Source organism: Mesorhizobium erdmanii (assembly GCF_013170725.1).
Classification (GTDB): domain Bacteria; phylum Pseudomonadota; class Alphaproteobacteria; order Rhizobiales; family Rhizobiaceae; genus Mesorhizobium; species Mesorhizobium erdmanii.
This window is the reverse complement of record NZ_CP033361.1, coordinates 3,702,867-3,724,660: the sequence shown is the minus strand read 5'-3', so window position 1 is coordinate 3,724,660 and position 21,794 is coordinate 3,702,867. Positions and strand designations below refer to the sequence as shown.

At 63.2% G+C, this 21,794-nt stretch carries 22 protein-coding genes; 10 read left to right on the top strand and 12 right to left on the bottom strand.

What is annotated here, in order from left to right:
- Positions 1-7 precede the first annotated feature (7 nt).
- From EB233_RS18055 to cpaB, 3 genes are read right to left on the bottom strand one after another with little or no spacing between them, the layout of a single operon-like run.
- Positions 8-277, bottom strand: coding sequence for a hypothetical protein (locus EB233_RS18055; protein WP_064988489.1), 270 nt, complete (start codon positions 275-277; stop codon positions 8-10).
- A gap of 4 nt (positions 278-281) precedes the next feature.
- Entirely contained in the window at positions 282-1,727 is a 1,446-nt protein-coding gene (locus tag EB233_RS18050; RefSeq protein WP_064988488.1) for a type II and III secretion system protein family protein, read from the bottom strand.
- A 29-nt stretch (positions 1,728-1,756) separates the two neighbouring features.
- Positions 1,757-2,683: a Flp pilus assembly protein CpaB gene (gene cpaB / locus EB233_RS18045; protein WP_244277598.1), complete on the bottom strand. Its 927-nt coding sequence runs from the start codon at positions 2,681-2,683 to the stop codon at positions 1,757-1,759.
- Between the two features lie 237 nt (positions 2,684-2,920).
- Between cpaB and parE the strand changes: the two genes are divergently transcribed.
- Complete coding sequence (gene parE, locus EB233_RS18040) at positions 2,921-4,978, top strand: DNA topoisomerase IV subunit B (RefSeq protein ID WP_064988834.1); 2,058 nt, start codon at positions 2,921-2,923, stop codon at positions 4,976-4,978.
- A 45-nt stretch (positions 4,979-5,023) separates the two neighbouring features.
- Positions 5,024-7,090 (top strand): FUSC family protein, encoded by a 2,067-nt coding sequence (locus tag EB233_RS18035; protein WP_064988486.1) that lies wholly within the window; start codon positions 5,024-5,026, stop codon positions 7,088-7,090.
- Positions 7,091-7,189: 99 nt separating this feature from the next.
- Here the strand turns inward: EB233_RS18035 and EB233_RS18030 are convergent, their stop codons facing one another.
- The gene (locus tag EB233_RS18030; protein WP_064988485.1) at positions 7,190-8,314 is read right to left on the bottom strand and encodes a DUF2336 domain-containing protein; all 1,125 of its coding nucleotides are present in this window, start codon (positions 8,312-8,314) and stop codon (positions 7,190-7,192) included.
- Positions 8,315-8,467: 153 nt separating this feature from the next.
- Here EB233_RS18030 and EB233_RS18025 point away from each other — a divergent pair, with 153 nt between their 5' ends.
- Positions 8,468-8,920, top strand: coding sequence for a MaoC family dehydratase (locus EB233_RS18025; protein ID WP_064988484.1), 453 nt, complete (start codon positions 8,468-8,470; stop codon positions 8,918-8,920).
- Positions 8,920-9,801, top strand: coding sequence for an HpcH/HpaI aldolase/citrate lyase family protein (locus tag EB233_RS18020; protein ID WP_064988483.1), 882 nt, complete (start codon positions 8,920-8,922; stop codon positions 9,799-9,801). The genes EB233_RS18025 and EB233_RS18020 overlap by 1 nt, the downstream gene beginning before the upstream one ends.
- A 150-nt stretch (positions 9,802-9,951) precedes the next feature.
- Here the strand turns inward: EB233_RS18020 and EB233_RS18015 are convergent, their stop codons facing one another.
- Entirely contained in the window at positions 9,952-10,560 is a 609-nt protein-coding gene (locus tag EB233_RS18015; protein ID WP_027052080.1) for a flavin reductase family protein, read from the bottom strand.
- Positions 10,561-11,145 carry a nitroreductase family protein gene (locus tag EB233_RS18010; protein ID WP_064988482.1) on the bottom strand — a complete coding sequence of 195 codons (585 nt, stop codon included), beginning with the start codon at positions 11,143-11,145 and terminating at the stop codon, positions 10,561-10,563.
- Between the two features lie 155 nt (positions 11,146-11,300).
- Here EB233_RS18010 and EB233_RS18005 point away from each other — a divergent pair, with 155 nt between their 5' ends.
- Positions 11,301-12,263: a hypothetical protein gene (locus EB233_RS18005; RefSeq protein ID WP_027052082.1), complete on the top strand. Its 963-nt coding sequence runs from the start codon at positions 11,301-11,303 to the stop codon at positions 12,261-12,263.
- Positions 12,264-12,265: 2 nt separating this feature from the next.
- Here EB233_RS18005 and EB233_RS18000 read toward each other — a convergent pair whose 3' ends face one another.
- A complete protein-coding gene (locus EB233_RS18000; RefSeq protein WP_064988481.1) occupies positions 12,266-13,204 on the bottom strand; it encodes a lysophospholipid acyltransferase family protein in 939 nt (312 codons plus the stop codon).
- A gap of 83 nt (positions 13,205-13,287) precedes the next feature.
- A complete protein-coding gene (gene thrS / locus EB233_RS17995; RefSeq protein WP_064988480.1) occupies positions 13,288-15,264 on the bottom strand; it encodes a threonine--tRNA ligase in 1,977 nt (658 codons plus the stop codon).
- Between the two features lie 249 nt (positions 15,265-15,513).
- On the opposite strand from thrS, the gene EB233_RS17990 reads away from it, so the two are divergent.
- Positions 15,514-16,305, top strand: a complete 792-nt coding sequence (locus tag EB233_RS17990) for an SAM-dependent methyltransferase (protein WP_425487709.1) — start codon at positions 15,514-15,516, stop codon at positions 16,303-16,305.
- A 5-nt stretch (positions 16,306-16,310) separates the two neighbouring features.
- Here EB233_RS17990 and blaOXA read toward each other — a convergent pair whose 3' ends face one another.
- From blaOXA to EB233_RS17975, 3 genes are all read right to left on the bottom strand, one after another.
- Complete coding sequence (blaOXA, locus tag EB233_RS17985) at positions 16,311-17,138, bottom strand: class D beta-lactamase (protein WP_064988478.1); 828 nt, start codon at positions 17,136-17,138, stop codon at positions 16,311-16,313.
- Positions 17,139-17,287: 149 nt separating this feature from the next.
- The gene (gene yidD, locus EB233_RS17980; RefSeq protein WP_064988833.1) at positions 17,288-17,662 is read right to left on the bottom strand and encodes a membrane protein insertion efficiency factor YidD; all 375 of its coding nucleotides are present in this window, start codon (positions 17,660-17,662) and stop codon (positions 17,288-17,290) included.
- Positions 17,663-17,746: 84 nt separating this feature from the next.
- Entirely contained in the window at positions 17,747-17,905 is a 159-nt protein-coding gene (locus EB233_RS17975; RefSeq protein ID WP_081293950.1) for a hypothetical protein, read from the bottom strand.
- A 93-nt stretch (positions 17,906-17,998) separates the two neighbouring features.
- Here EB233_RS17975 and EB233_RS17970 point away from each other — a divergent pair, with 93 nt between their 5' ends.
- Complete coding sequence (locus tag EB233_RS17970) at positions 17,999-18,916, top strand: LysR substrate-binding domain-containing protein (RefSeq protein ID WP_064988832.1); 918 nt, start codon at positions 17,999-18,001, stop codon at positions 18,914-18,916.
- On the opposite strand, the gene EB233_RS17965 is transcribed toward EB233_RS17970, so the two are convergent.
- Positions 18,913-19,359, bottom strand: coding sequence for an iron-sulfur cluster assembly scaffold protein (locus EB233_RS17965; protein ID WP_027052090.1), 447 nt, complete (start codon positions 19,357-19,359; stop codon positions 18,913-18,915). The two genes, EB233_RS17970 and EB233_RS17965, sit on opposite strands and share 4 nt — an antisense overlap.
- 240 nt (positions 19,360-19,599) lie before the next feature.
- Between EB233_RS17965 and folE the strand changes: the two genes are divergently transcribed.
- The 3 genes from folE to EB233_RS17950 all read left to right on the top strand — a co-directional run bounded on the left by folE (position 19,600) and on the right by EB233_RS17950 (position 21,789).
- Positions 19,600-20,232 (top strand): GTP cyclohydrolase I FolE, encoded by a 633-nt coding sequence (gene folE, locus EB233_RS17960; protein WP_064988476.1) that lies wholly within the window; start codon positions 19,600-19,602, stop codon positions 20,230-20,232.
- Positions 20,233-20,274: 42 nt separating this feature from the next.
- Entirely contained in the window at positions 20,275-20,733 is a 459-nt protein-coding gene (gene hisI, locus EB233_RS17955) for a phosphoribosyl-AMP cyclohydrolase (protein ID WP_064988475.1), read from the top strand.
- Positions 20,734-20,817: 84 nt separating this feature from the next.
- Positions 20,818-21,789: a patatin family protein gene (locus tag EB233_RS17950; protein ID WP_064988831.1), complete on the top strand. Its 972-nt coding sequence runs from the start codon at positions 20,818-20,820 to the stop codon at positions 21,787-21,789.
- The last annotated feature ends 5 nt before the right edge of the window (positions 21,790-21,794 follow it).

Below are 21,794 nucleotides of genomic sequence, written 5' to 3'. Positions count from 1 at the left end.
TTTGGGGTCAGTTGCCCGTGGTCGTCTGCGATGCTTTCGAAGCGGCGGCCTGATCGGGGGTGACGGGTCCGGCATCGCCACGCTTGGCAGGCACGAGAAGCCTGGTGTTCTGGACACCGTACTTCCACGGATCGACCATCTGCATGACGGTGTTGGCGGCCTGGGCGTTGCCGGCGCCGGTCGTCGGCCCTTCGCTTCGCACATAGTCGTCACTGGTGCAGCCGGCCGCGAAGCCGGCCAAAAGCAAGGCAATGCTCGATCTCAGGATCAGACGCATGGCTTCAGTCCTTCGGCAGGTCGAGGAAATGCCCGACCGTGGTGGCGGGAGTGGCTCGTGCGGCACTGCCATCAGCCAGCGCCAGAGCGCGGCCGCTGTCCGATGCCTTAACTTCCTCGGTGTTGTTGAGGAAATAGTCGACATTGCTGGCCGGCTGCGTGCCGTCAGTCGGCTCGGCCATCTTCTTCGATGGATCGACCGGCTTGACCAGATAGGGCGTGACGATGATGACCAGATCGGTTTCGCGGCGCTGATAGGATTTCGACGAGAACAACGGTCCAAGCACCGGCATCTTGCCCAGGCCGGGAATGCGCGATGTGGTGATGTCGTTTTGCGACTGCAGCAGCCCGGCGATCATGAAGCTCTGGCCATTCTTCAGGTCGACCGACGTCTTGGCGCGGCGGACGATGAAACCGGGCACGGAGATGGTACCGATGTTGTATGAGGCCGACGCATCGATCGAGGACACTTCCGGCGCGATGTCGAGGCTCACCAGCCCGTCCTTGAGCACGGTCGGCGTGAAATCGAGGCTGACGCCGTACTTCTTGTAGCTGACCGAGATCTTGCCGTTGTCCTCGGAAACCGGGATCGGAAATTCGCCGCCGGCGAGGAAGCTCGCCGTCTGCCCCGAACGGGCAATCAGGTTCGGCTCGGCCAGCCGGCGGGCGAGGCCGCGCTCTTCGAGCGCCTTGATGGCAACATCGATCGATACGCCGTTCGACAACAGCCGGCCGATGATCTCGCCCGTTCCGGCCGCCGGCACGGTTCCTGGATCGATGGTGACATCGCGCCCACCGATACCGTAGGCGAAATTGGCGCTGTATTTGGCGCCGAGATCCTGGCTTGCCTGGCGATTGATCTCGACAAAGCGGACATTGAGCTGGACCTGCTGCGACGACGAGATATTGACCGAGTTGATCACCTCCTCGTTGCCGGAAAAGCGGGTGGCGATCTTGTTCGCCTTGTCGGCGGCGACCGCGTCATCCGCCTCTCCCGACAGCACGACACGGCCATTGGCCGAGCCGACCTTGATCTTGGCGTCCGGCACGCTGGCGCGGATGGTGCTGGCCAGTTGATCCGTGTCGAGCGTCACCTCGATGTCGACCGTGCCGACCAACTGCTTCTTCTCGTCAAACAGCGCAATGCCGGTGGTGCCGAGATTGTTGCCGAGCACATAGAAGGATTTGTCGGTCAGCGGATTGACGTTGGCGATCTCCGGGTCGCCGATGACGATTTGGTAGAAGGCGGCACTGGTCACGATCGTCTTGGGCTTGCCCTTGGCGACCTTGATCGATGCATTCTTGGTCGCGGAGACATAGACGATCTCATTGTCCGCCTTGGCAGCGCCGGGCAAGACGAGCATTCCGCCCGCCGCCAGAGCAACCGCCATCGCCAGGGCGCGCAAGCAGCGCAACCGGCCCGTCATTGGATATTGGGTACGCATCAACATTGTCCCGCCCTGCCGGTCCCCACCGGGCTTTACTTCTGGTCCCGCGCGGGAACCTTATATTCCTCGGCCTTCGTGCCGCGCGTCACGATGACCGTCTTGAATTTCGGCTTCTCCGGCTCCTTCGTCATCGCATCGAAGAGCGAACCGGCTGCTGCCTGGGCCTTGCCCGCCACCGATCCACCAAAGGAAGAGATGGTGGTGACGCCGTCCTTGCCGTCACCGCCTTCGCCCGCCGAACGAAGCGACAGCGACAGCGTGCCGACGGTGCGGGCGAGCGCCACTTTCTGCGCGCCTTCGGTCGTCACCTCGATGGTCACGGAATTGGCGATCTGCGGTGTGGTCTGGCGCTCGTCGGCGCCCTGGCCGACGCTCAGCACCTTGGCGTCGGAAACCACGATCTCGGAGGTGATGGTCGAACCGGCCGCGCCTTGCGCGTTCTTGGCGACTTCCTGGATTTCACCGGCATCGCGCGTCAGCATGACATCGACGCGGTCGCCCGGCGTGACGAAGCCGCCGACACCGGCGATCTCGTCGGTGCGGATGGTGACCGCCCGCATTCCCGGCGTCAGCATGTTGGAGAGCGTCGCGCGGCCGTTCGGTCCCGACAGCTTGGTCAGCAGAACCGGTTCGTTGACTTCGATCGGCGACAGCACGATGCGATTGCCTTCGCCGAGCAATCCTTCAATGGTGGCAAAGGCGCCCTGCGGCAGGGAATCCTGCGGCCATGGGATTTGGATCAGCTTGGCGCGGTCGAGTTCCATGCCGTAGCGCAACGGTGCGTTCGCCACCACGATGGTTTTGAATTGGATCTTGGGCGGTGCCGGAGCGGCGATCGACGCCGTCTTTTCCTCGGCATCGGGCTTGGCCTGGCTCTTGACCCAGAAATCCGCGGCAAAGATCGAGATCGCGCCGAAAACGGCGGCGATGCCGATCATCGTTATGGCCTTGCCCCTCACGCCGAAACCCCTGATGCCTGCCGTTTCTTGTTATGTTGGGCTCACGTTAGGCCGCTTTGTTAAAGAATCAGGAATGCGTAACGGCGGTATTGGACCTATTTCCGCCCGCTTGGTTATCGAATGGTTTTAGGATAAGAGGGGTCAAATCCCCGAACGTAACAGGAACCTCCGTCGCTTGGCGCCGAAAAGCGTGCCAGTATCGACGAGTGATTCGCAGCACCGGACGCTATGGCAGGCATGGACGACAACAACGATCTTTTCGGCAACATCGACAAGCAGCCGCAGCCGGTTCGCACACCGGCGCGCCCAGCGGACCCGCTGGTGCAGGCAGCGGCCAAGCGCCCGGCCGCCACCAAGGACGGCAGCGAGGGCTATAGCGCCGCCGACATCGAGGTGCTCGAAGGCCTCGAGCCGGTGCGCCGTCGGCCGGGCATGTATATTGGCGGCACCGACGACAAGGCGATGCACCATCTGTTCGCCGAGGTCATCGACAATTCGATGGACGAGGCGGTCGCCGGCCATGCCACCTTCATCGATGTCGAGCTTTCGGCCGACGGGTTTCTGACCGTTACCGACAATGGCCGCGGCATCCCGGTCGATCCGCATCCGAAATACAAGAAGCCGGCGCTCGAAGTCATCATGACGACGCTGCATTCGGGCGGCAAGTTCGACTCCAAGGTTTATGAGACCTCGGGCGGTCTGCACGGCGTCGGCGTTTCCGTGGTCAATGCGCTGTCCGACCATCTCGAGGTCGAAGTCGCGCGTGGCCGCCAGCTCTACCGTCAAAGATTCTCGCGCGGCATTCCGGTCAGCGGCCTCGAGCACCTCGGCGAGGTCCACAACCGCCGCGGCACCAGGACCCGCTTCCATCCCGACGAGCAGATTTTTGGCAAGGGCTGCGCCTTCGAGCCGGCCCGGCTCTACCGCATGACACGCTCGAAGGCCTATCTGTTCGGCGGCGTCGAAATCCGCTGGACCTGCGATCCGTCGCTGATCAAGGAGAAGGATCCGACACCGGCCAAGGCCGAGTTTCATTTCCCCGGCGGTCTCAAGGACTACCTGAAGGCATCGCTCGGCGACGACTTCCAGGTGACGCGCGAAATCTTCGCCGGAAAAAGCGAAAAGCAGGGCGGCCACGGCTCGCTCGAATGGGCGGTGACCTGGTTCGGCGGCGATGGCTTCATCAATTCCTACTGCAACACCATCCCGACTGGTGAAGGCGGCACCCACGAGGCCGGCTTCCGCAACGTGCTGACCCGGGGCTTGCGCGCCTATGCTGACCTCGTCGGCAACAAGCGCGCCTCTGTCGTCACCTCGGAAGACGTCATGATCTCGGCGGCGGGCATGCTGTCGGTGTTCATCCGCGAGCCGGAATTCGTCGGCCAGACCAAGGACAGGCTGGCGACGATCGAGGCGATCCGCATCGTCGAGACCGCGATCCGCGACCCGTTCGACCATTGGCTGGCCGACAATCCGCAGGAAGCCTCGAAGCTGCTCGAATGGGTGATCGCGCGCGCCGACGAGCGCGTGCGCCGACGCCAGGAAAAGGAAGTGTCGCGCAAAAGCGCGGTGCGCAAATTGCGCCTGCCGGGCAAGCTCGCCGACTGCACGCAGAATGCCGCGGCCGGCGCCGAACTGTTCATCGTCGAAGGTGACTCGGCCGGCGGCTCGGCCAAGCAGGCGCGCGACCGCGCCAGCCAGGCCGTGTTGCCGCTGCGCGGCAAGATCCTCAACGTCGCCAGCGCCGGCAACGACAAGCTGGCCGCCAACCAGCAGATATCGGACCTGATCCAGGCGCTCGGCTGCGGCACGCGCTCAAAGTATCGCGACGAGGATTTGCGCTACGACCGCGTCATCATCATGACCGACGCCGACGTCGACGGCGCCCACATCGCCTCGCTGCTGATCACCTTCTTCTACCAGGAAATGCCGGCGCTGGTGCGTGGCGGCCATCTCTATCTGGCGGTGCCGCCGCTTTACTCGATCCGGCAAGGCGGCAAGGTCGCGTATGCCCGTGACGACGCGCACAAGGACGAACTCCTGCGCACCGAGTTCACAGGGCGCGGCAAGGTCGAACTCGGCCGCTTCAAGGGCCTGGGCGAAATGATGGCCTCGCAGCTCAAGGAGACCACCATGGACCCGAGGAAGCGCACGCTTCTGCGGGTCGATGTGATCGATGCCGAGGCCGCCACCAAGGACGCGGTCGACGCGCTGATGGGCACCAAGCCGGAAGCCCGCTTCCGCTTCATCCAGGAACGCGCCGAGTTCGCCGAAGCGGAAGTGCTGGATATCTAGGCTCCCGCTGCCCTACCTTGTCCGTGCGGATACGGAGTCGAGCATGTGACCTGGGCGCGGCTGAAAGATTATCTCGGGGCACGGTTCGCCGACCTCACTCGACCAACGCGCTCGGACTGGATTTTCGCCCTTAGAACCGTGTCGGCCGGCCTGATCGCCCTTCTGGCTGCCTATGCGCTAAAGCTCGATCATCCGCAGTGGGCGATGATGACCGTGTTCATCGTCGCCCAACCGGTCGCGGGCATGGTGTTGGCCAAGGGTTTCTACCGTTTGCTCGGCACGCTGGCGGGCGGGTTGGCGGCGATCGGCATCACCACAGTCTTCGGTTCCAATCCGTGGTTGTTGGTGACGGTGCTTGCCGTGTGGATCGGCATCAGCACCTTCGTCTCGTCGCTGCTGCGCAATCCCGAGGCCTATGGCGCGGCACTTGCCGGCTATACGGCGATGATCATCGGCCTGCCGGCCTTCGGGCAACCCCATCTGGTCGTCGATCTCGCTGTCGCCCGTTGCGCGGAAATCGTGCTCGGCATCGTCTGCGCCGGCGTGACCAGCCGGCTCATCTTGCCCAAGCTGGCAGGCGAAGCCATCATCGAAAGGCTGAAGCGCAGCATTCTCGACCTTGCCGTCTATGCGGGCGGTGCCTTCTCAGGCCGCGATGCAGCCATACTGGCCGACCTCCACCGAAAATTGATCGCCGAGGCAGAGACACTCGGCGAGATGCGGGTCTATGCCAGGTTGGAGGCGCCGAGCCTGGCAACGCGCGCCCATCCTGTCCGGCGCACCATCGGCCAGTTGCTTTCGGCCCTGTCGGCGGCACGCGCGTTGCATGCACATGCCGCACCGAAAAACGCGGCGCTAATTCCCGTGCGTGCCGACCTGCAGGCTCTGGTTGGTGAACTTGTTGCCAGACCAGCGGCTCTCGACGACACGACGCCGTGGGTGGCGCGCCTCGATGCGATCGCCGCCCGGGCAAGGCAGATGCCCGACATGCCGGACGGACAGGCCGAGGAGAGACTGGGGGCCATCACGCGCCTCACCATCGCCGCCGATTTCGCGGAAGCCTTTAAAGAAGTGCTGCGTGGCCTCGACGCCTTGCGGGCACCCGCGTCGCGCGCGGGGCGCGTGCGCAAGCAGCCTGCACTCATGGTGCACCGCGACTACCATGCGGCCTCGCGCAATGCCGTCCGCGCCGCTCTCGCCACGCTGCTGGTCGCGGCCTTCTGGCTGACGACGAAATGGTCGGAAGCGGCGGGCACGGTCATTCTCGTCTCGGTCGTCTCCAGCCTGTTTGCCGCCCGTCCCGACCCGGTGCAAGTGGCCTGGGGCTTCTTCAAAGGCACATTGCTGGCCCTGCCCTTTGCCTTCCTTGTCGGCCAGATCGCGCTTCCGGCCTTGCCAGGATTCGGCTGGTTCATGGTCTTTGTCGTGCCGATCCTGGTGCCTGCGGCACTGGCGATGGCCAATCCGCGCTATGTCGGCGTCGCCACGGCCTTCGCCATCAATTTCCTGGCCTTTCTGAGCCCGCATCAGGGGATGACCTATGATCCCGGGCCCTTCCTGGCGGGCTGCGCGTCAATCCTGGTCGGCATTCTCCTGGCGATCGGTGTCTTCATCGTCGTGCTTCCCTCCGATCCGTGGGTCTTCGTCAACCGAATCGTGCGCGTGATGCGCGAAGATCTGGCGCGCCTTTGCCTGCACGAGCGCGTGCCCAGGCGCACCGCTTTCGAGAGCCTTGCCTATGACCGCGTCAACCAGCTTATGTCGCAGACACAACGCACCGGAAAGAAGGGCGACTCTGTTCTGGACGGCAGCATAGCGGGTGTCACGGTCGGTATCGAAATCCTGCGCCTGCGCCATGCGCTGCAAAGTTCAACCCTGCCGGCCGAAACGGCTCTCTCGATGTCGAATTTTCTGCGCGGGCTGGCACGCGAGCTGCTTTTCCGGCGTCCCGGCGAGCCGCGGACGTCGACAGTAACTGTCGCCAGGCAGTATGCCGGCACGATTGCCCAGCGAAGTAGCGCCGGTGAAACGCTGCAGGTAGCAGCTTCGCTGCGCATCATCGCAGCGGCGATCGAAGATTTTCCGGACTTCTTTGCGAAGGATCGAGGTTAGTGCATGTCGCCCAGAAGTGTGCAGCGGTTCTGGACAACGACATGCATCAAAACAAAGGCTTAAAGCGCGTCGCGTGAGTCCGTTTCAGGACGACGCGCTTTAGGCAGCGGCAATCGCCAGTGCGTGCCCCCGCGCATTCTCGCGCAGTGCGTCGAGATGGATCGACTTGACCAGGGCGGCGAGATCGCCTTCGGCGGATTGGCCGCCCAATTCCTTGAGCATCAGCCAGCTGACTTCCTGCACGCCGGCGACGCGTTTGCCATTGGCGACCTCCCGCCAGATTTTCAGCGCGCGCAGGATGACCGGATGGGTGGCGGCCGCCAGCCCCGCGCTGCGGAACAATGCCTGCAAGGCCACATCGTGCCCACCGGCCAGCAGCGCCCTCACCCGCGGTTCGGACTGCTGGCCGAGCGCCACCAGCGTGGAGCCGAAGAAGTCGACCTTGCCATGCGCGATGGTGCGGATGAGGAAGCTCGCGGTGAGATCGCCACGCAGCCTGAGATGCTCGATCAGTGCTGCGTGTTCTTCCTGGCGCGTGCCCTCGATGAGCGTCACCGAGGCTTTGACGCAGGCGTCCCGCATGACACGGTCGGCACGCGCGGCGCCCATCAACGCCATCACCAGCGGCGATGTCTTCAATGTCTCGCCAAGCTTGATCAGCAGCATATGCCGGCAGTCGGCAGGCAGCCTGATATCCGATATCAGCGCCTCGCGCACCATAGGCAGATGCCCGTGGCGTTCGGCCATGCGGCGAAAACTCAGCGAGGCGATGTCGGCGCCGCAATTGCCCAGCAGCACGGCGCAGGCTTCCGCCTCGCCGATCTCGGCGATAGCCGCCGACAGCGCCATCGAGACGAACGGCCGGTCGGCGATCAGCTTCTGCGTGGCCTTCTGGCTCGCCGCCACGCGATTGATCAGGTCGGCGTCGGTGAGCAGCGGCGAGCGCGCCAGCACGACGCCGGCGACCTCGGGCTGGTCGGAGGCCAGCGCACTGATGATCTGCAGCGGCGCCAGGGGGCTCATCGAGAGCGCTTCCGCCATTGCCAGCCGCACCTTCGACGAGGCGTCGTCGAGCAGCAGGGTGAGCGCCGCCTCCGCCGCGCAGCGATCCTCGAACGGCAATTCGGAATTCACATAGGCCCGGGCCAGCGCATTGGCCGCGGCGGCGCGCTCCGACACCCTTGCCGTGTAGATCCATTTCAGGAAATGCGAAACAACAACCATGCCCGTCCGCTTATGCCCCTCTCCGGAAGGTTTCCAGCCCCGCTCACGACGGTAGGCAGAAATGGTTTACGAACGGTTCACCATGTTCATTAACTGGCTTGCGAGCGCTGGATGCAGCGCCTATCAACCGTCAATCAGCGCAGGAGACTGAAAATGGCCGGGCTATATCTCGAGGAGTTTGTCGTCGGCCATGTCTTCCAGCATACACTGCGCAAGACAGTGACCGAGAGCGACAACATGCTGTTTTCGGTGATGACGCTGAACCCGCAACCGTTGCATATCGACTTTGATTTCGCCTCCAGGAGCGAATGGGGCAAGCCGCTGGTCAACTCGCTGTTCACGCTCGGCCTGATGATCGGCATTTCGGTCAATGACATCACCGTCGGCACGACGGTCGCCAATCTCGGCATGAAGGAAACCACCTTTCCGCATCCGGTCTTCCACGGCGACACCATTCGCGTCGAGACCACGGTCATCTCGGTTCGGGAGTCCAAGTCGAAGCCTGATCGCGGCATCGTCGAATTCGAACACCGCGCCTACAACGAGAATGGCGACCTCGTTGCCAAATGTACCAGGCAAGCGATGATGCTGAAAAAGGCCGCCTGATGCGCTCGCTGCTCTTCGTTCCCGGCGATTCCGAGCGCAAGCTCGAAAAAGGATTTGCCGCCGGCGCCGACGTGGTGATCATCGACCTCGAAGATTCCGTGGCGCCGCAGAACAAGGCGACGGCGCGCGGCGTCGCGGCACGCTTCATTGCCGACCACAGGGCACAGACCAGCTCAGCAATCTACATCAGGGTCAACGACCTCTCGACCGGGTTGACGGACGACGATCTTGCCGCGCTCGTTCCGGCAAAGCCGGACGGCATCATGCTGCCCAAATCCAACAGCGGCCAGGACGTCCAGCAGCTCTCGGCAAAGCTCAGGGTTCGGGAGGCCGAGAATGGCCTGCCCGACGGCGCGGTAAAGATTCTGCCGATCATCACCGAAACCCCGGCCGGTGTGCTCGCCGCCGCCACCTATGCCGGCGCGAGCGCGCGGCTCACCGGTCTCACCTGGGGCGCGGAGGACCTTTCGGCGGCGATCGGCGCACGCGCTGCCCGCGACGAGAGCGGCCGCTACACCGACGTGTTCCGCCACGCTCGCTTGACGACCATCCTCGCCGCCGGTGCAGCCGAGGTCGCGGCGATCGACACCGTATTCCCGAACTTTCGCGACATGGCGGCCTTCGCCGCCGAATGCGCGGAGGCCGAGCGCGACGGCTTCACCGGCAAGATGGCGATCCACCCTGATCAGGTACCCGTCATCAACGCTGCTTTCACACCCTCGGCCGAGGCCGTGAGACAGTCGGCGGCGATCGTCGCGGCGTTCGAGGCTGCCGGAAATCCCGGCGTCGTCGGCATCGACGGTAAGATGTTCGACCGTCCGCATCTGCGGCTGGCCGAACGGCTGCTGGCGCGCGCGAGAGCGGCAGGGATTTCGGCTTAGTCCCGCGCCAGCACGATGATCCGGTGTTCCGGCAGATAGGCCAGCGCTTCCGACTTCAGCGGGTTGACGGTGACGCCGCCCAGCGACCGCTGGTCGGCGTCTCCGGCGCGGATGCGCCGGTAACGACTCCCAGAATGCTTCGATCGCCGGTCACTCTTTGCCCCAGCGTGGCCGGCGCATCGAAAAGACCTCGTTGACGCTGGCATAGTCCATGTAGCCGAGACGAGCCACGTTGCCGGCCTTGGTGATGTCGAACAGGCCGTCTTTCAGGAAAGCATCGTCGATGTGCACGCCAACCACTTCGCCGGCGACGACGACCGCGCTCGTCGGGGTTCCGTCCAGCGCCTTCGGACGAAACACCTCCGTCACCCGGCATTCGAGCGCGGCGGGCGCCGCCGCCACGCGCGGCGGCCTGACGAGACGCGAAGGCGCCATGGCGAGATCGGCATAGACGAACTCATTGACGCCACGCGGCGCGTCGACGGACGTATAATTCATCTTCTCCGCAAGATCGCGGCCGACCAGATTGGCGACGAACTCGCCGGTCTCCTGGGCGAATGAAGCGCTGTCCTTCTCTCCCTCCGAGGAGAACCAGACGATGAAGGGCCGCGTCGAAAACGCATTGAAGAACGAGTACGGCGCTAAGTTGATCTCGCCGGCCCCGTTCAGCGTCGATATCCAGCCGATCGGACGCGGCGCCACGATCGCCTTCGACGGATCATGGGGCAACCCGTGCCCCTTGGACGGCTCGTAGAACATTCAGCTCGCCCAGGGTCCTGAGTAATCGGCATAGAGCTTTGCCGGGTCAGGCCGTGGCCGCTCCGGCGCCGGGCCGGCATAAGAGCCGATATGGACGAAACCGACGACGCGCTCCTGCGGCGCCAGTCCGAGGATCGCCCTGCCCTCCGGCACGTCTGAATACCAGTTGCTGATCATGTTGGTGCCATAGCCCAACGCATTGGCTGCGATCATCAGATTCATAGCAGCCATGCCGCCGGACAGGAACATTTCCCATTGCGGAATCTTGGGATTCTCTTTCGGCACCGACACCACGCCGATGACCAGCGGCGCGCGCGAGAAGCGGGCCAGTTCCTGGTTCCGGCGGCCCTCCGCCAGCGGCCCTTCCCGCTGTTCGGCAAGCGCCGCCAGCTTTTTGCCGATCTCGACGCGGACGTCGCCGCGATAGAGGATGAAGCGCCAGGGTTCAAGCCGGCCATGGTCGGGCACGCGCGTGGCGGCTGCAATCATCGTGGCGATATCGGCATCGCCTGGCGCCGGCTCCTTGAGATCCGGAACCGGCGCCGAATTTCGGCTCAGCAGGAAGTCGATGATCGGCGACGCCATGGGCGCAAGTCTCCTGAAACACTCTGTTTGAGCTGAAGCGCGCCATCGGGAATTCGGGCGGCTCGGGCAAAAGGCGCGCAAACGCCGGGCTGAAGAGTCGTCGATTGGACTCTTAAGCCTTGAAATTGCCACCGCCATGGGGTTCAACGCAAGGCATGTTTGAGGGGCGACTGCGTCTTTTCCTGGTCCGGCTTTGCGCCGCGCTGTTCCTGCTGCCGGTATCACTGGCCGCCGCGCAGGAAAAAGACGGCGTCGGCGACCTGAAACTTCCCGGAATCTCGAGCTATGCGACGCCCAAGAGCGAAACCCCGCTGGCACTTGGCGGCGGTGGCGCCATCACTTTGTCGGCCCAGCTGACCGACAAGGGCACCGACATCACCCGCGGACTGGTCTGGCGTGTCTTCAAGCCCGAACCCGTCAACGGCAAATTGCCGATGGTGGCCTCCGCGCATGGCGGCAGCGCCGTTTTCCAGCTCGAGCCCGGCAGCTATCTGGTGCATGCCTCCTATGGCCGCGCCGGCGCCACCAAGCGCATCACCGTCGGCAAGGAAGCCAAGCGCGAAAGCCTCGTGCTCGATGCCGGTGGCTTGAAGCTCGACGCGGTTCTGTCCGGCGGCGTGCGCATCCCGCCGAAGAAGCTGCGCTTCTCGATCTATGAGGGCACCGCCGAGGCCAATGGCGACCGCGCGCTGATCATTCCCGATGTCGAGCCCAACAGCGTCGTGCGGCTCAACGCCGGCATCTACCATGTCGTCTCGACCTATGGAGCCGTCAACGCCGTCATCCGCTCCGATATCCGCGTCGAGGCCGGCAAGTTGACCGAAGCCACAGTCGAGCATCATGCCGCCGAGATCACGATGAAGCTGGTGCGCGAAGCCGGTGGCGAAGCCATCGCCGACACGTCCTGGTCGCTGCTCAACGAATCCGGCGATCCGATCAAGGAGACCGTGGGCGCCTTTGCCTCGATGGTGCTTGCCGAGGGCGACTACACCATCATCGCCAAGAACCGCGACCGCATCTACCAGAAGGACTTTACCGTCGTGGCCGGACAGAACCAGGAAATCGAGGTTCTGGCGACCGAAGCGGCGGCGATGGATCCCGAAGAAGGCGCGGACTAGCCCTAGGCTGCCAGCTTTGTTCGCGCCGGCAGGAATGGCATCCGGCGGCGCGGCGCTGGCGGCGCGAGATCGAACACGCCGCGATAAAGCCGGTCGAGCAATGCCTTGCGGTCGCGCAGCGGCTCCAGTTCGCTCCAGCTCAGTATCTCGCCGACACGCACGTCTATCGCCTTACCTGACAACCGCGCGAACTCGTGGATGAGCATCGAAAGGCGCAGGGTCAGCGAGGCCTTGCCGACGAATTTGGCGACGCGGCCGTCGCGCTCGGCCATGTTCATCGGCCCGCTGACCAGATGGAACAGCCTGCCGTTCTGACCGGAAAAATGCATCGGAATGACGGACGCCTTGGCATCCTGGACGAGGCGAGCCGGAAACATCTTCCATGGCAGGTCGCGCGCCCGGCCAAAGCCTTTCGGCGCGGTGGCCACGCCACCGGCGGGAAACACCACGATGGTGACGCCCTCCTTCAGCAGCCGCACCGCCTCGTGGCGCACGGCCATGTTGTTCTTCAGTGCGTCCTTCGTCTCGGAGAAGTCGATCGGCAGCGAATAGGGCTCCATCTCGCGGATCTTGAGCAAATCCTTGTGGATCATCACCCGGAAAGGTCGCCCGAGCTGCTCCACCAAGGAGAGCACGGCAATGCCGTCGCCGATGCCGAACGGATGGTTGGCCACGATCACCAGCGGTGTGTCCGGCAATGGCGCTGGCGGCCACTGGTCGGCGGTGCGTATCCGCACCTCGATCAGGTCGAGCATGCGGCTGAACACGCGCTCGCCGGTCGGCACCACCTGGCGGCGCCAGAAATCATAGAGCGCGGCATACCGGTCGCGGCCCGACAGGCCTTCTATGGAATGGATGACCCAGCGCGTCAGCGCCGGTTGGCGCGGATTGGCATAGGAAAGCTCTGGAAACGGTTTTTCGCGCAATTTCAGTTTGAGCATCGTTGCTCGTTACAAGGTTGGCGTGACAGGGATATGAAAATGGCGGTGGAGCGCTCCACCGCCATTCCTTGTGACCATGACGATCAGGCGGCGCGTTTGCGCCGGCGATCGGGCGTGATCGCTTCTTCGGTCAGCCGTTCGATCGCCTCGGCAAGGCCAAGCGATTCCTGGTCGCGCGAGCCGAGCCGGCGGATGTTGACCGTCTGCTCCTCCGCCTCGCGCTTGCCGCAGACGAGGATGACCGGCACCTTGGCCAAACTGTGCTCACGGACCTTGTAGTTGATCTTCTCGTTGCGAAGGTCGGCCTCCGCCAACAGGCCTGCGGCCTTCAGCTTTGCCACCACTTCGGTCGCATAGCCGTCCGCCTCGGAGGTGATCGTCGCCACCACGACCTGCAGCGGTGCGAACCACAGCGGGAAATGTCCGGAATAGTTCTCGATGAGGATGCCGAGGAAGCGCTCCATCGAACCGCAAATGGCACGGTGCACCATGACGGGCTGCTTCTTTTCCGAATCCGAGCCGATGTAGAAGGCGCCAAAACGTTCCGGCAGGTTGAAATCGACCTGCGTGGTGCCGCATTGCCATTCACGGCCGATGGCATCCTTCAGCACATATTCGAACTTCGGCCCGTAGAAGGCGCCCTCGCCCGGATTGATCGAGGTCTTGATCCGGTTGCCCGATCTTGTCCTGATCGTCTCCAGCACGTTGCCCATGATCGCCTCGGCGTGGTCCCAGGCCTCATCGGTGCCGACCCGCTTGTCCGGCCGCGTCGACAGCTTGACGCTGACCTCTTCAAAACCGAAATCGGCATAGGTCGACAGGATCAAATCGTTGATGCGCAGGCATTCCGCTGCCAGCTGCTCTTCGGTGCAGAAGATGTGCGCATCATCCTGCGTGAAGCCGCGCACGCGCATCAGACCGTGCAGTGCTCCCGACGGTTCGTAGCGATGCACATTGCCGAATTCAGCAAGTTTTACGGGCAGATCGCGATAGGACTTCAATCCATGCTTGAAAATCTGCACATGTCCGGGGCAGTTCATCGGCTTCAACGCAAAGACACGGTCGTCGTCGGTGTCGTCACCGGCGACCGTCACCTTGAACATGGCGTCGCGATACCAACCCCAGTGGCCCGACGTTTCCCACAGGCTCTTGTCGAGCACCTGAGGGGCATTGACCTCCTGATAGCCCTGCTCGTCGAGGCGACGGCGCATGTAATTGACCAGGTTCTGGAACATCTTCCAGCCCTTGGCGTGCCAGAAGACGACGCCCGGTCCCTCTTCCTGGAAATGGAACAGGTCCATCTCCCGGCCAAGCTTGCGGTGGTCGCGCTTTTCAGCCTCCTCCAGCATCGTCTGGTAGGCTTCTAGCTGCGCCTGGTCGGCCCAGGCCGTGCCGTAGATACGCGTCAGCATCGGATTGTTCGAATCGCCACGCCAATAGGCGCCCGCCACCTTCATCAGCTTGAAGGCGTTGCCAATCTGGCCAGTCGAGGCCATGTGCGGGCCACGGCAAAGATCGAACCAGTCGCCCTGCGCGTAGATCTTGAGATCCTGGTCCTCGGGAATGGCGTCGATCAGCTCGAGCTTGTAGCGCTCGCCCTTGTCGGCGAACACCTTTTTCGCCCTGTCGCGCGACCAGACCTCCTTGGTGAACGGCTTGTTGCGCGCGATGATCTCGCGCATCTTCTTCTCGATGACCGGAAAGTCGTCGGGCGTGAACGGCTCGTTGCGGGCGAAGTCGTAATAGAACCCGTTCTCGATCACCGGTCCGATGGTCACCTGCGTACCCGGCCACAATTCCTGCACGGCTTCCGCCAGCACGTGCGCGGTGTCGTGACGGATAAGCTCGAGAGCGCGCGCATCGTCTCGGGTGATGATCTCGACCTTGCCCGACTTGCCGAGCGGGTCCGAGAGATCGCGCACGGTGCCGTCGATGGCGTAGGCGACAGCTTTCTTGGCGAGCGACTTCGAGATCGATTCGGCAAGGCCGGCGCCGGTCATCGCCGCGTCGTAGTCGCGGACGGAGCCATCGGGAAATGTCAGGGAAACGGAATTCAGCATTGGTATCTCCTATCCAGTCCCGCAAACGAGCGCGGGTGGTCGTGGGAAAAGCCGGAGGCATCCGGCAGCGGCGAGGTTTTAGAGGCAGCATTGCGTCAGGTAAAGAGCGGCAATTGGTGCAACCGTCAGGAAATGTCACCACAGATGTCGCTGACCGATCGCAAATGCTTGCGAAAATGCACGACATAAACTGGAATCACCAGCATGGAAGACGCAACACCCAGCCGAACCGCCCTTGGCGTCGCACGCATGAGGGCTCTGCATCAGTTTTCGCCGCAAGCAGGGCTGTTTCGCGATCCCTATGCCATCGCGATTCTGGGTGAAGCGGCTCCCGCGGCACAGGAGCTTGAGCAGGAAGACGAGCGCGGCCGGCTCATGCGCCTGTTTGTGACCGCGCGCGCCCGGTTCGCCGAGGACTGGCTGGCGGTGGCGGTGCGTCGTGGTGTCCGTCAGCTTGTCGTGCTTGGCGCCGGCCTCGATACGTTTTCGCTGCGCAATCCGTATCCGGATCTCGGCGTGTTCGAAGTCGACCACCCGGCGACGCAAGCCTGGAAGCGCAACTGCATGGCTGATAGCGGTCTTGCCGAGCCACCCGTCACCAGATTCGTGCCGGTCGATTTCGAGCGGCAGAGCCTGGCCGCGGAACTGGATGCGGCCGGTTTGCGGTCGACCGAGCCAAGCTTCTTCATCTGGCTGGGGGTCGTCCCCTATCTGACCAGGGAAGCGATCTTCGGCACACTGTCCTGGATAGCGGCCATCCCCGGCTCGGAGGTCGTGTTCGACTATAGCGAGCCGGCCGAGAACCGCGATGCGGCGGGAAGAGCTGCTCTCGCCTACCATGCGGCGCGCGTCGCGTCTGTCGGCGAGCCATGGATCAGCTTCTTTGTGCCAGCAGAACTGACGAAATCCCTGACCGAGCTCGGCTTCGACGAGATCGAAGATATCCAGAGCGGCGATATTGCCGCGCGCTTTTCCGGGGCACCGAAAGCAATGACGAGCAATTCCGGCGGCCACATCATCCGTGCCCGCCGAACCGCCTGACCAGATTATTTCACCAGCAGCGGCAGATCCTTCAGGAACGCTGCCCGCGTCTTGAGCCCCTTGGGCATATCGGTGCGAGTGGCGTCGACGACCAGGCGCGCAAAGACGATCTGCTGGCCGTCCTTTTTTGCCCAGCCGACGAACCACCCCAGCGAACGCTTGTCCCTGACCTTGTCGGCATCATTGGCCAGCCTTGTGCTGCCGGTCTTGCCTTGCACCGTCCAGCCTCCGGCCTGGAATGTCGGGATGATGGCTGACGTCATGTCGTAGGCCTTGGCCGAGACCGGCAGCTTACGGGCAAGCAGCTTGCGCAGGAAATCGACCTGCTCCACCGGTGTGATCTTGAGCGAGGAGTTCACCCAGGAATGGGTCAGGCCATCATTCTTGCCGGGATTGCCGGAAACGTCATTGTTGCCGTAGTCGAGTTTCGAGACATAGCCGGCAAACTTTTCAGCACCGAGTCGCCGCGTGATCTCCCGCGAGAACCACAGAATCGAATCGCGCTCCCAGATCACCGGATCGACGGTCTTCTGATCCCGCTTCACCGCATTGAACTCGGGTTTGTAATCCCAGCTCGGCGTGTGTTCGTCGCTCAGGATGCCCGCATCATAGCCGATCAGCGAAAGCGGCACCTTGAACGTCGAGGCCGGGCTGAACCGCTGGTCGCAAGTGCCGTCCTGATAGAGCGTCTTGCCGGTCGCCGCATCGGCGATCAGCGTGCACTGCACGTCCCCAAGCGGCGCCGATTGCGCGCGCATCGGGAACCCCAGCAGCCAGGCGAGCAGGAACAGCACTCCAGCCAGGATAAAGGGAAACCGGTCGATGTTACGCATTGATGCTCGCTCCAGAAAGGGTATTCGCGAGCGGGCTTAGCGAGGTCTCTTGTCTCGATTTTGTCTCAAATGCGCAGTCTTTGTGCAGGCTTGCGTTAACCCTACCCGATCGTAAACGCGCGCTTCCATGCGAAGCGTGACCGGTGCATTCATGCCTTGGTTTCGGCACTCTTCTTGCCGATCCGCCAATAGCGCCACGGCATAAACCAGACATAACGATCCGACAGCGCTTCCGGCACCAGGTCGATGCCATGCGTGCCGAAGGGCCCGCAGCGCAGCACACGGAAAAACCCCATCCAGCCGCCGGCCCACAGGCCATGGCGGGCGATCGCCTCATGCGCATATTCGGAACAGGTCGGCAGATGCCGGCAGGAATTGCCGACAAAGCCCGACAGCGTCAGCTGGTAGAAGCGCACGACCGACGTGCCGAGGAGACGGCCAGGCGTCTTGCGCCACGGGCCGGGCCAGTTGCGGCCGCGCCCCGGCGGTCTGGCGGTGTGGGCATGCCCATGCGGGTCGTGCACCGCAATCTCCATCTCGCGTTCTTCCCAGCGATAGATGTGAGCTTCGTCGGAAGAACGCAATCCCCACCCCTGTATGCCCTGCCGTCATGGCCGGAAGCGCCGTAAACGCCGCCTTTCAACCGGATGCGCCCGGCGGCTAGGGATGGCAGGCTCATCGCAACGTTCAGCATGGTGCCTTTCGTCGCGCCATTGGAACGTTGCGATCCGCATGACATCGCCGAAAATGTCCAGGAACTGGATCATGGTCGTGTCTCCTTTGACGCGATTAGACCGCCGCTGGCGTTCGCCTTCAAACGAGTATAATTTCCACTTCGGATGATCCTGGGTTATGCGAAAATGAAGCGCGCGCGCCTGCCGCTGACGGCATTGAGGAGTTTCGAGGCGGCGGGCCGGCATCTGAGCTTCAGCAAGGCCGCCGAGGAGCTTTTCGTCTCGCAGGCTGCAATTAGCCGCCAGATCCGTGAACTCGAAACCTTCCTGCGCCAGCCCTTGTTCGAACGTCACCATCGACGCGTCGAACTGACCGACGCCGGCCGCCGGCTGCTTGATCAGCTTGTAACAAGTTTCGACGCCATCGATCGGCTGCTCTGCGAATTGGCGGCAGCCCCGGGGCAGTCGGTGGTTCGCGTCAGCATCGAGCCGTCGCTTGCCTCCGTCTGGCTGGTCCCCCGGCTCAATCGGTTTCGCCAGTTACGGCCTGACATCGACGTATCACTCGAAGTCGATGTCAGGCTGATCGAATTCCGCAGTGACCAGCCCGAGCTTGCCCTGCGCTTCAGTCCCGCCGCCACCTCCTGGCCACGCAGCCAGGCGGAGCGGCTTGCCTCCACGGTCGACTCGCCGGTTCTGTCGCCGGCACTGCTCGCCTCCGGTCCCCCTCTGGAGAAGCCGGTCGACCTTGCCCGCTACACGCTTTTGCATGAGGAAAATCGCCAGGGTTGGACGCGCTGGTTCGAAGCGGCTGGCGTGCCAGCGGATGCCGTGCCCGCGCGGGGTCCGATGCTGGCGGACGCATCGCTTTCCAAGCAGGCTGCCCTGCTCGGACATGGCGTGGCGCTGGGCGATCTCCTTCAGATCGGCAACGAGGTCAAAACCGGCGCGCTGATCAAGCCCTTCGACATCGATGTTGCCTCGGGCGCGTACTGGCTGGTGGCCAGGGATTTGGGCGGTCTATCGGAACCGGCATCCGCGTTCGCCGACTGGTTAAGAGGCGAATTTGCCGAAAGCAGACACGCGCTGCAGGAGCAGGCTTAAGCCGCTTGTTCGGCGCGCTTCTTCTCGATCTGGCCGATGGCGTCGACCACGGCATCGAAGGTCAGCATGGTCGAGGCATGGCGCGCCTTGTAGTCGCGCACCGGCTCCAGATATTTGAGGTCTGCGAAGCGCCCTTCCGGCGGCTCGCCATTTTCCTTCAGCATTTTCAGCATGGTGTCGCGCACCGCGCGCAATTCCTCGGCACTCGCGCCGACGACATGCTGCGCCATGATCGAGGACGACGCCTGGCCGAGCGCGCAGGCCTTCACGTCATGGGCGAAGTCGGTGACCACGCCATCCTCCATCTTGAGATCGACGGTAACGGTCGAACCGCACAGTTTGGAATGCGCCTTCGCGGTCGCGTCGGGATGATCGAGCCGGCCGATGCGGGCGATGTTTCCGGCAAAGCCGAGAATTTTCGCGTTATAGACGTCGTTGATCATTATTTTCCAATCCGTCGCCGCCAAGCGAACAGCGATTGCCGCTGCCGTATCTTCCTTTCGCTCGCTACGATCTTATATAATGCTCACAGTCCGGTAACGACAAGGCGATGAGCGCCGCTGTCCTGGCCGGGGAGTTCACGCCGCTTACGGGGCTGGAAACGGGGCGAGTTTCCGACACCGAAAGGTCGTGGTCCGTTCAACTCGTTCCTCCTTGGAGAGGAACTACGGGAGACGCCTTTTATGGATGCCGTCATCAAGAAACTCATGCCCCAGTCCGCCTATATGGAAAAGCCGGTCACCGACCGTCCGAGCGAAGCCGAGGTCGAGGCCGCCGTGCGCACGCTTTTGCGCTGGACCGGTGACAATCCGGACCGCGAAGGTCTGATCGACACGCCCAAGCGCGTGGCCAAGGCCTTCCGCGAAATGTTCGGCGGCTATGACATGTGTCCGGCCGAGGAGCTCGGCCGCACCTTCGAAGAGGTCGCCGGCTACGACGATCTCGTCATCGTCAGGGACATCCAGTTCCATTCGCATTGCGAGCACCACATGGTGCCGATCATCGGCAAGGCGCATGTCGGTTATCTGCCGGACGGCAAGGTGGTCGGCCTGTCCAAGATCGCGCGCGTCGTCGATATCTTCGCGCATCGCCTGCAGACGCAGGAAGCGCTGACCGCGCAGATCGCCGGCGTCATCCAGGATGTGCTCAATCCGCGCGGCGTCGCTGTCATGATCGAGGCCGAGCATATGTGCATGGCCATGCGCGGCATTCGCAAGCAGGGTTCGACCACGCTGACCTCCACCTTCACCGGCGTCTTCAAGGACACGCCGGAGGAGCAGGTTCGTTTTGTCACCATGGTGCGCGGCGGGGCGTGAGCCCCTCGCCGGCGTCACGGTCAACAGGAAAATAGACCGGCGATGTCGGCACTGGAATTTCCCAAAGCTTCGTCAGACAAGAAGGCCCTGGAAGAAGGCGCGGTGTTGTCACCGCGCTTCGACGCCGCCGGCCTCGTCACCGTGGTCGTCACCGATGCCGAAGACGGCATGCTGCTGATGGTCGCACACATGAATGCGCAGGCATTGGCTCTGACGCTGGAAACTGGCATCGCCCACTACTGGTCGCGCTCGCGCAACGCGCTGTGGAAAAAGGGCGATACCTCGGGCAATTTCCAACATGTCGTCGAGATGCGCACGGACTGCGACCAGGACGCATTGTGGCTTCGCGTGAAAGTGTTGGGCCACGACGCAACCTGTCACACCGGCCGGCGTTCCTGCTTCTATCGGACGGTGGGGCTGACCGACGGCAAGGCGACGCTTGCCGACGATGGCAGCAAGCCGCTGTTCGATGCGGAAAACACGTATCGGAAGCCTTTGTGAACCATTCCATATTCACAAACCACTCACGTTCACTATTCTCAAACATCCTTCTGATACAAGGGATGTGGGACAAGGGAGATCATGATGCTCGAGTGGGCGTCATTGCGTAACAGACCAGACGTTCGAGAAGCCAACGGCCTCTCCTCGTCCGGCGGCGCACCGGAAACCAAATCTCCAGGAAAAACAGGCATTTCGCTCGCTTTGGGCGGCGGTTGCGCCCGGGGCTGGGCCCATATCGGCGTGCTGCGCGCGTTGGACGAAGCGGGCATCGAAGTTTCGATGATCGCCGGCACCTCGATCGGCGCGCTGGTCGGCGGCTGTTATCTCGCCGGCAAACTGGACGAGTTGGAAGAGTTCGCCCGCGGCCTGACCAAGCGGCGCATTTTCGGCCTGCTAGATCTCAATCTGCGCGGCAGCGGCCTGTTTGGCGGCATGAAGCTGGATGCCCGCCTGCGCGAACATGTGAACGGCGTCCGTTTCGAGGAGCTGCCCAAGCCTTTCGTCTGCGTCGCATCGGAAATCCGCACCGGCCACGAGATCTGGCTGTCGAGCGGCTCGCTGATCACAGCCATGCGCGCGTCCTACGCACTGCCTGGCGTGTTCGAGCCGGTAAACTGCAACGGCCGCGTGCTGGTCGACGGCGCACTGGTCAACCCGGTTCCTGTGTCGGTCTGCCGCGCCTACGAGCAGCCGCTCGTCGTGGCGGTCAACCTTCACTACGACCTGTTCGGCCGCGCCGCCGTGATCAAGCACAGCGCTGGCGAGCTGGTTGTCGAAAAGGACGCAACGCGCGGCGGGCGCGTCGATGCCGAGCACCAGTCGCATCAGACACGCCTCGGCATCACCGGCGTCATGGTCGAGGCCTTCAACATCATCCAGGATCGCATCTCGCGCGCCAGGCTGGCCGGCGATCCGCCCGACATGTCGCTGCAGCCCAAGCTCAGCCATATCGGCCTCACCGAATTCCATCGCGCCGACGAGGCAATCCAGCTCGGCTACCAGGCAACGATGGCGCAGATTGGTGAGCTGAGCCGGCTGCAGACCGTTCTCGCCTGATCAAA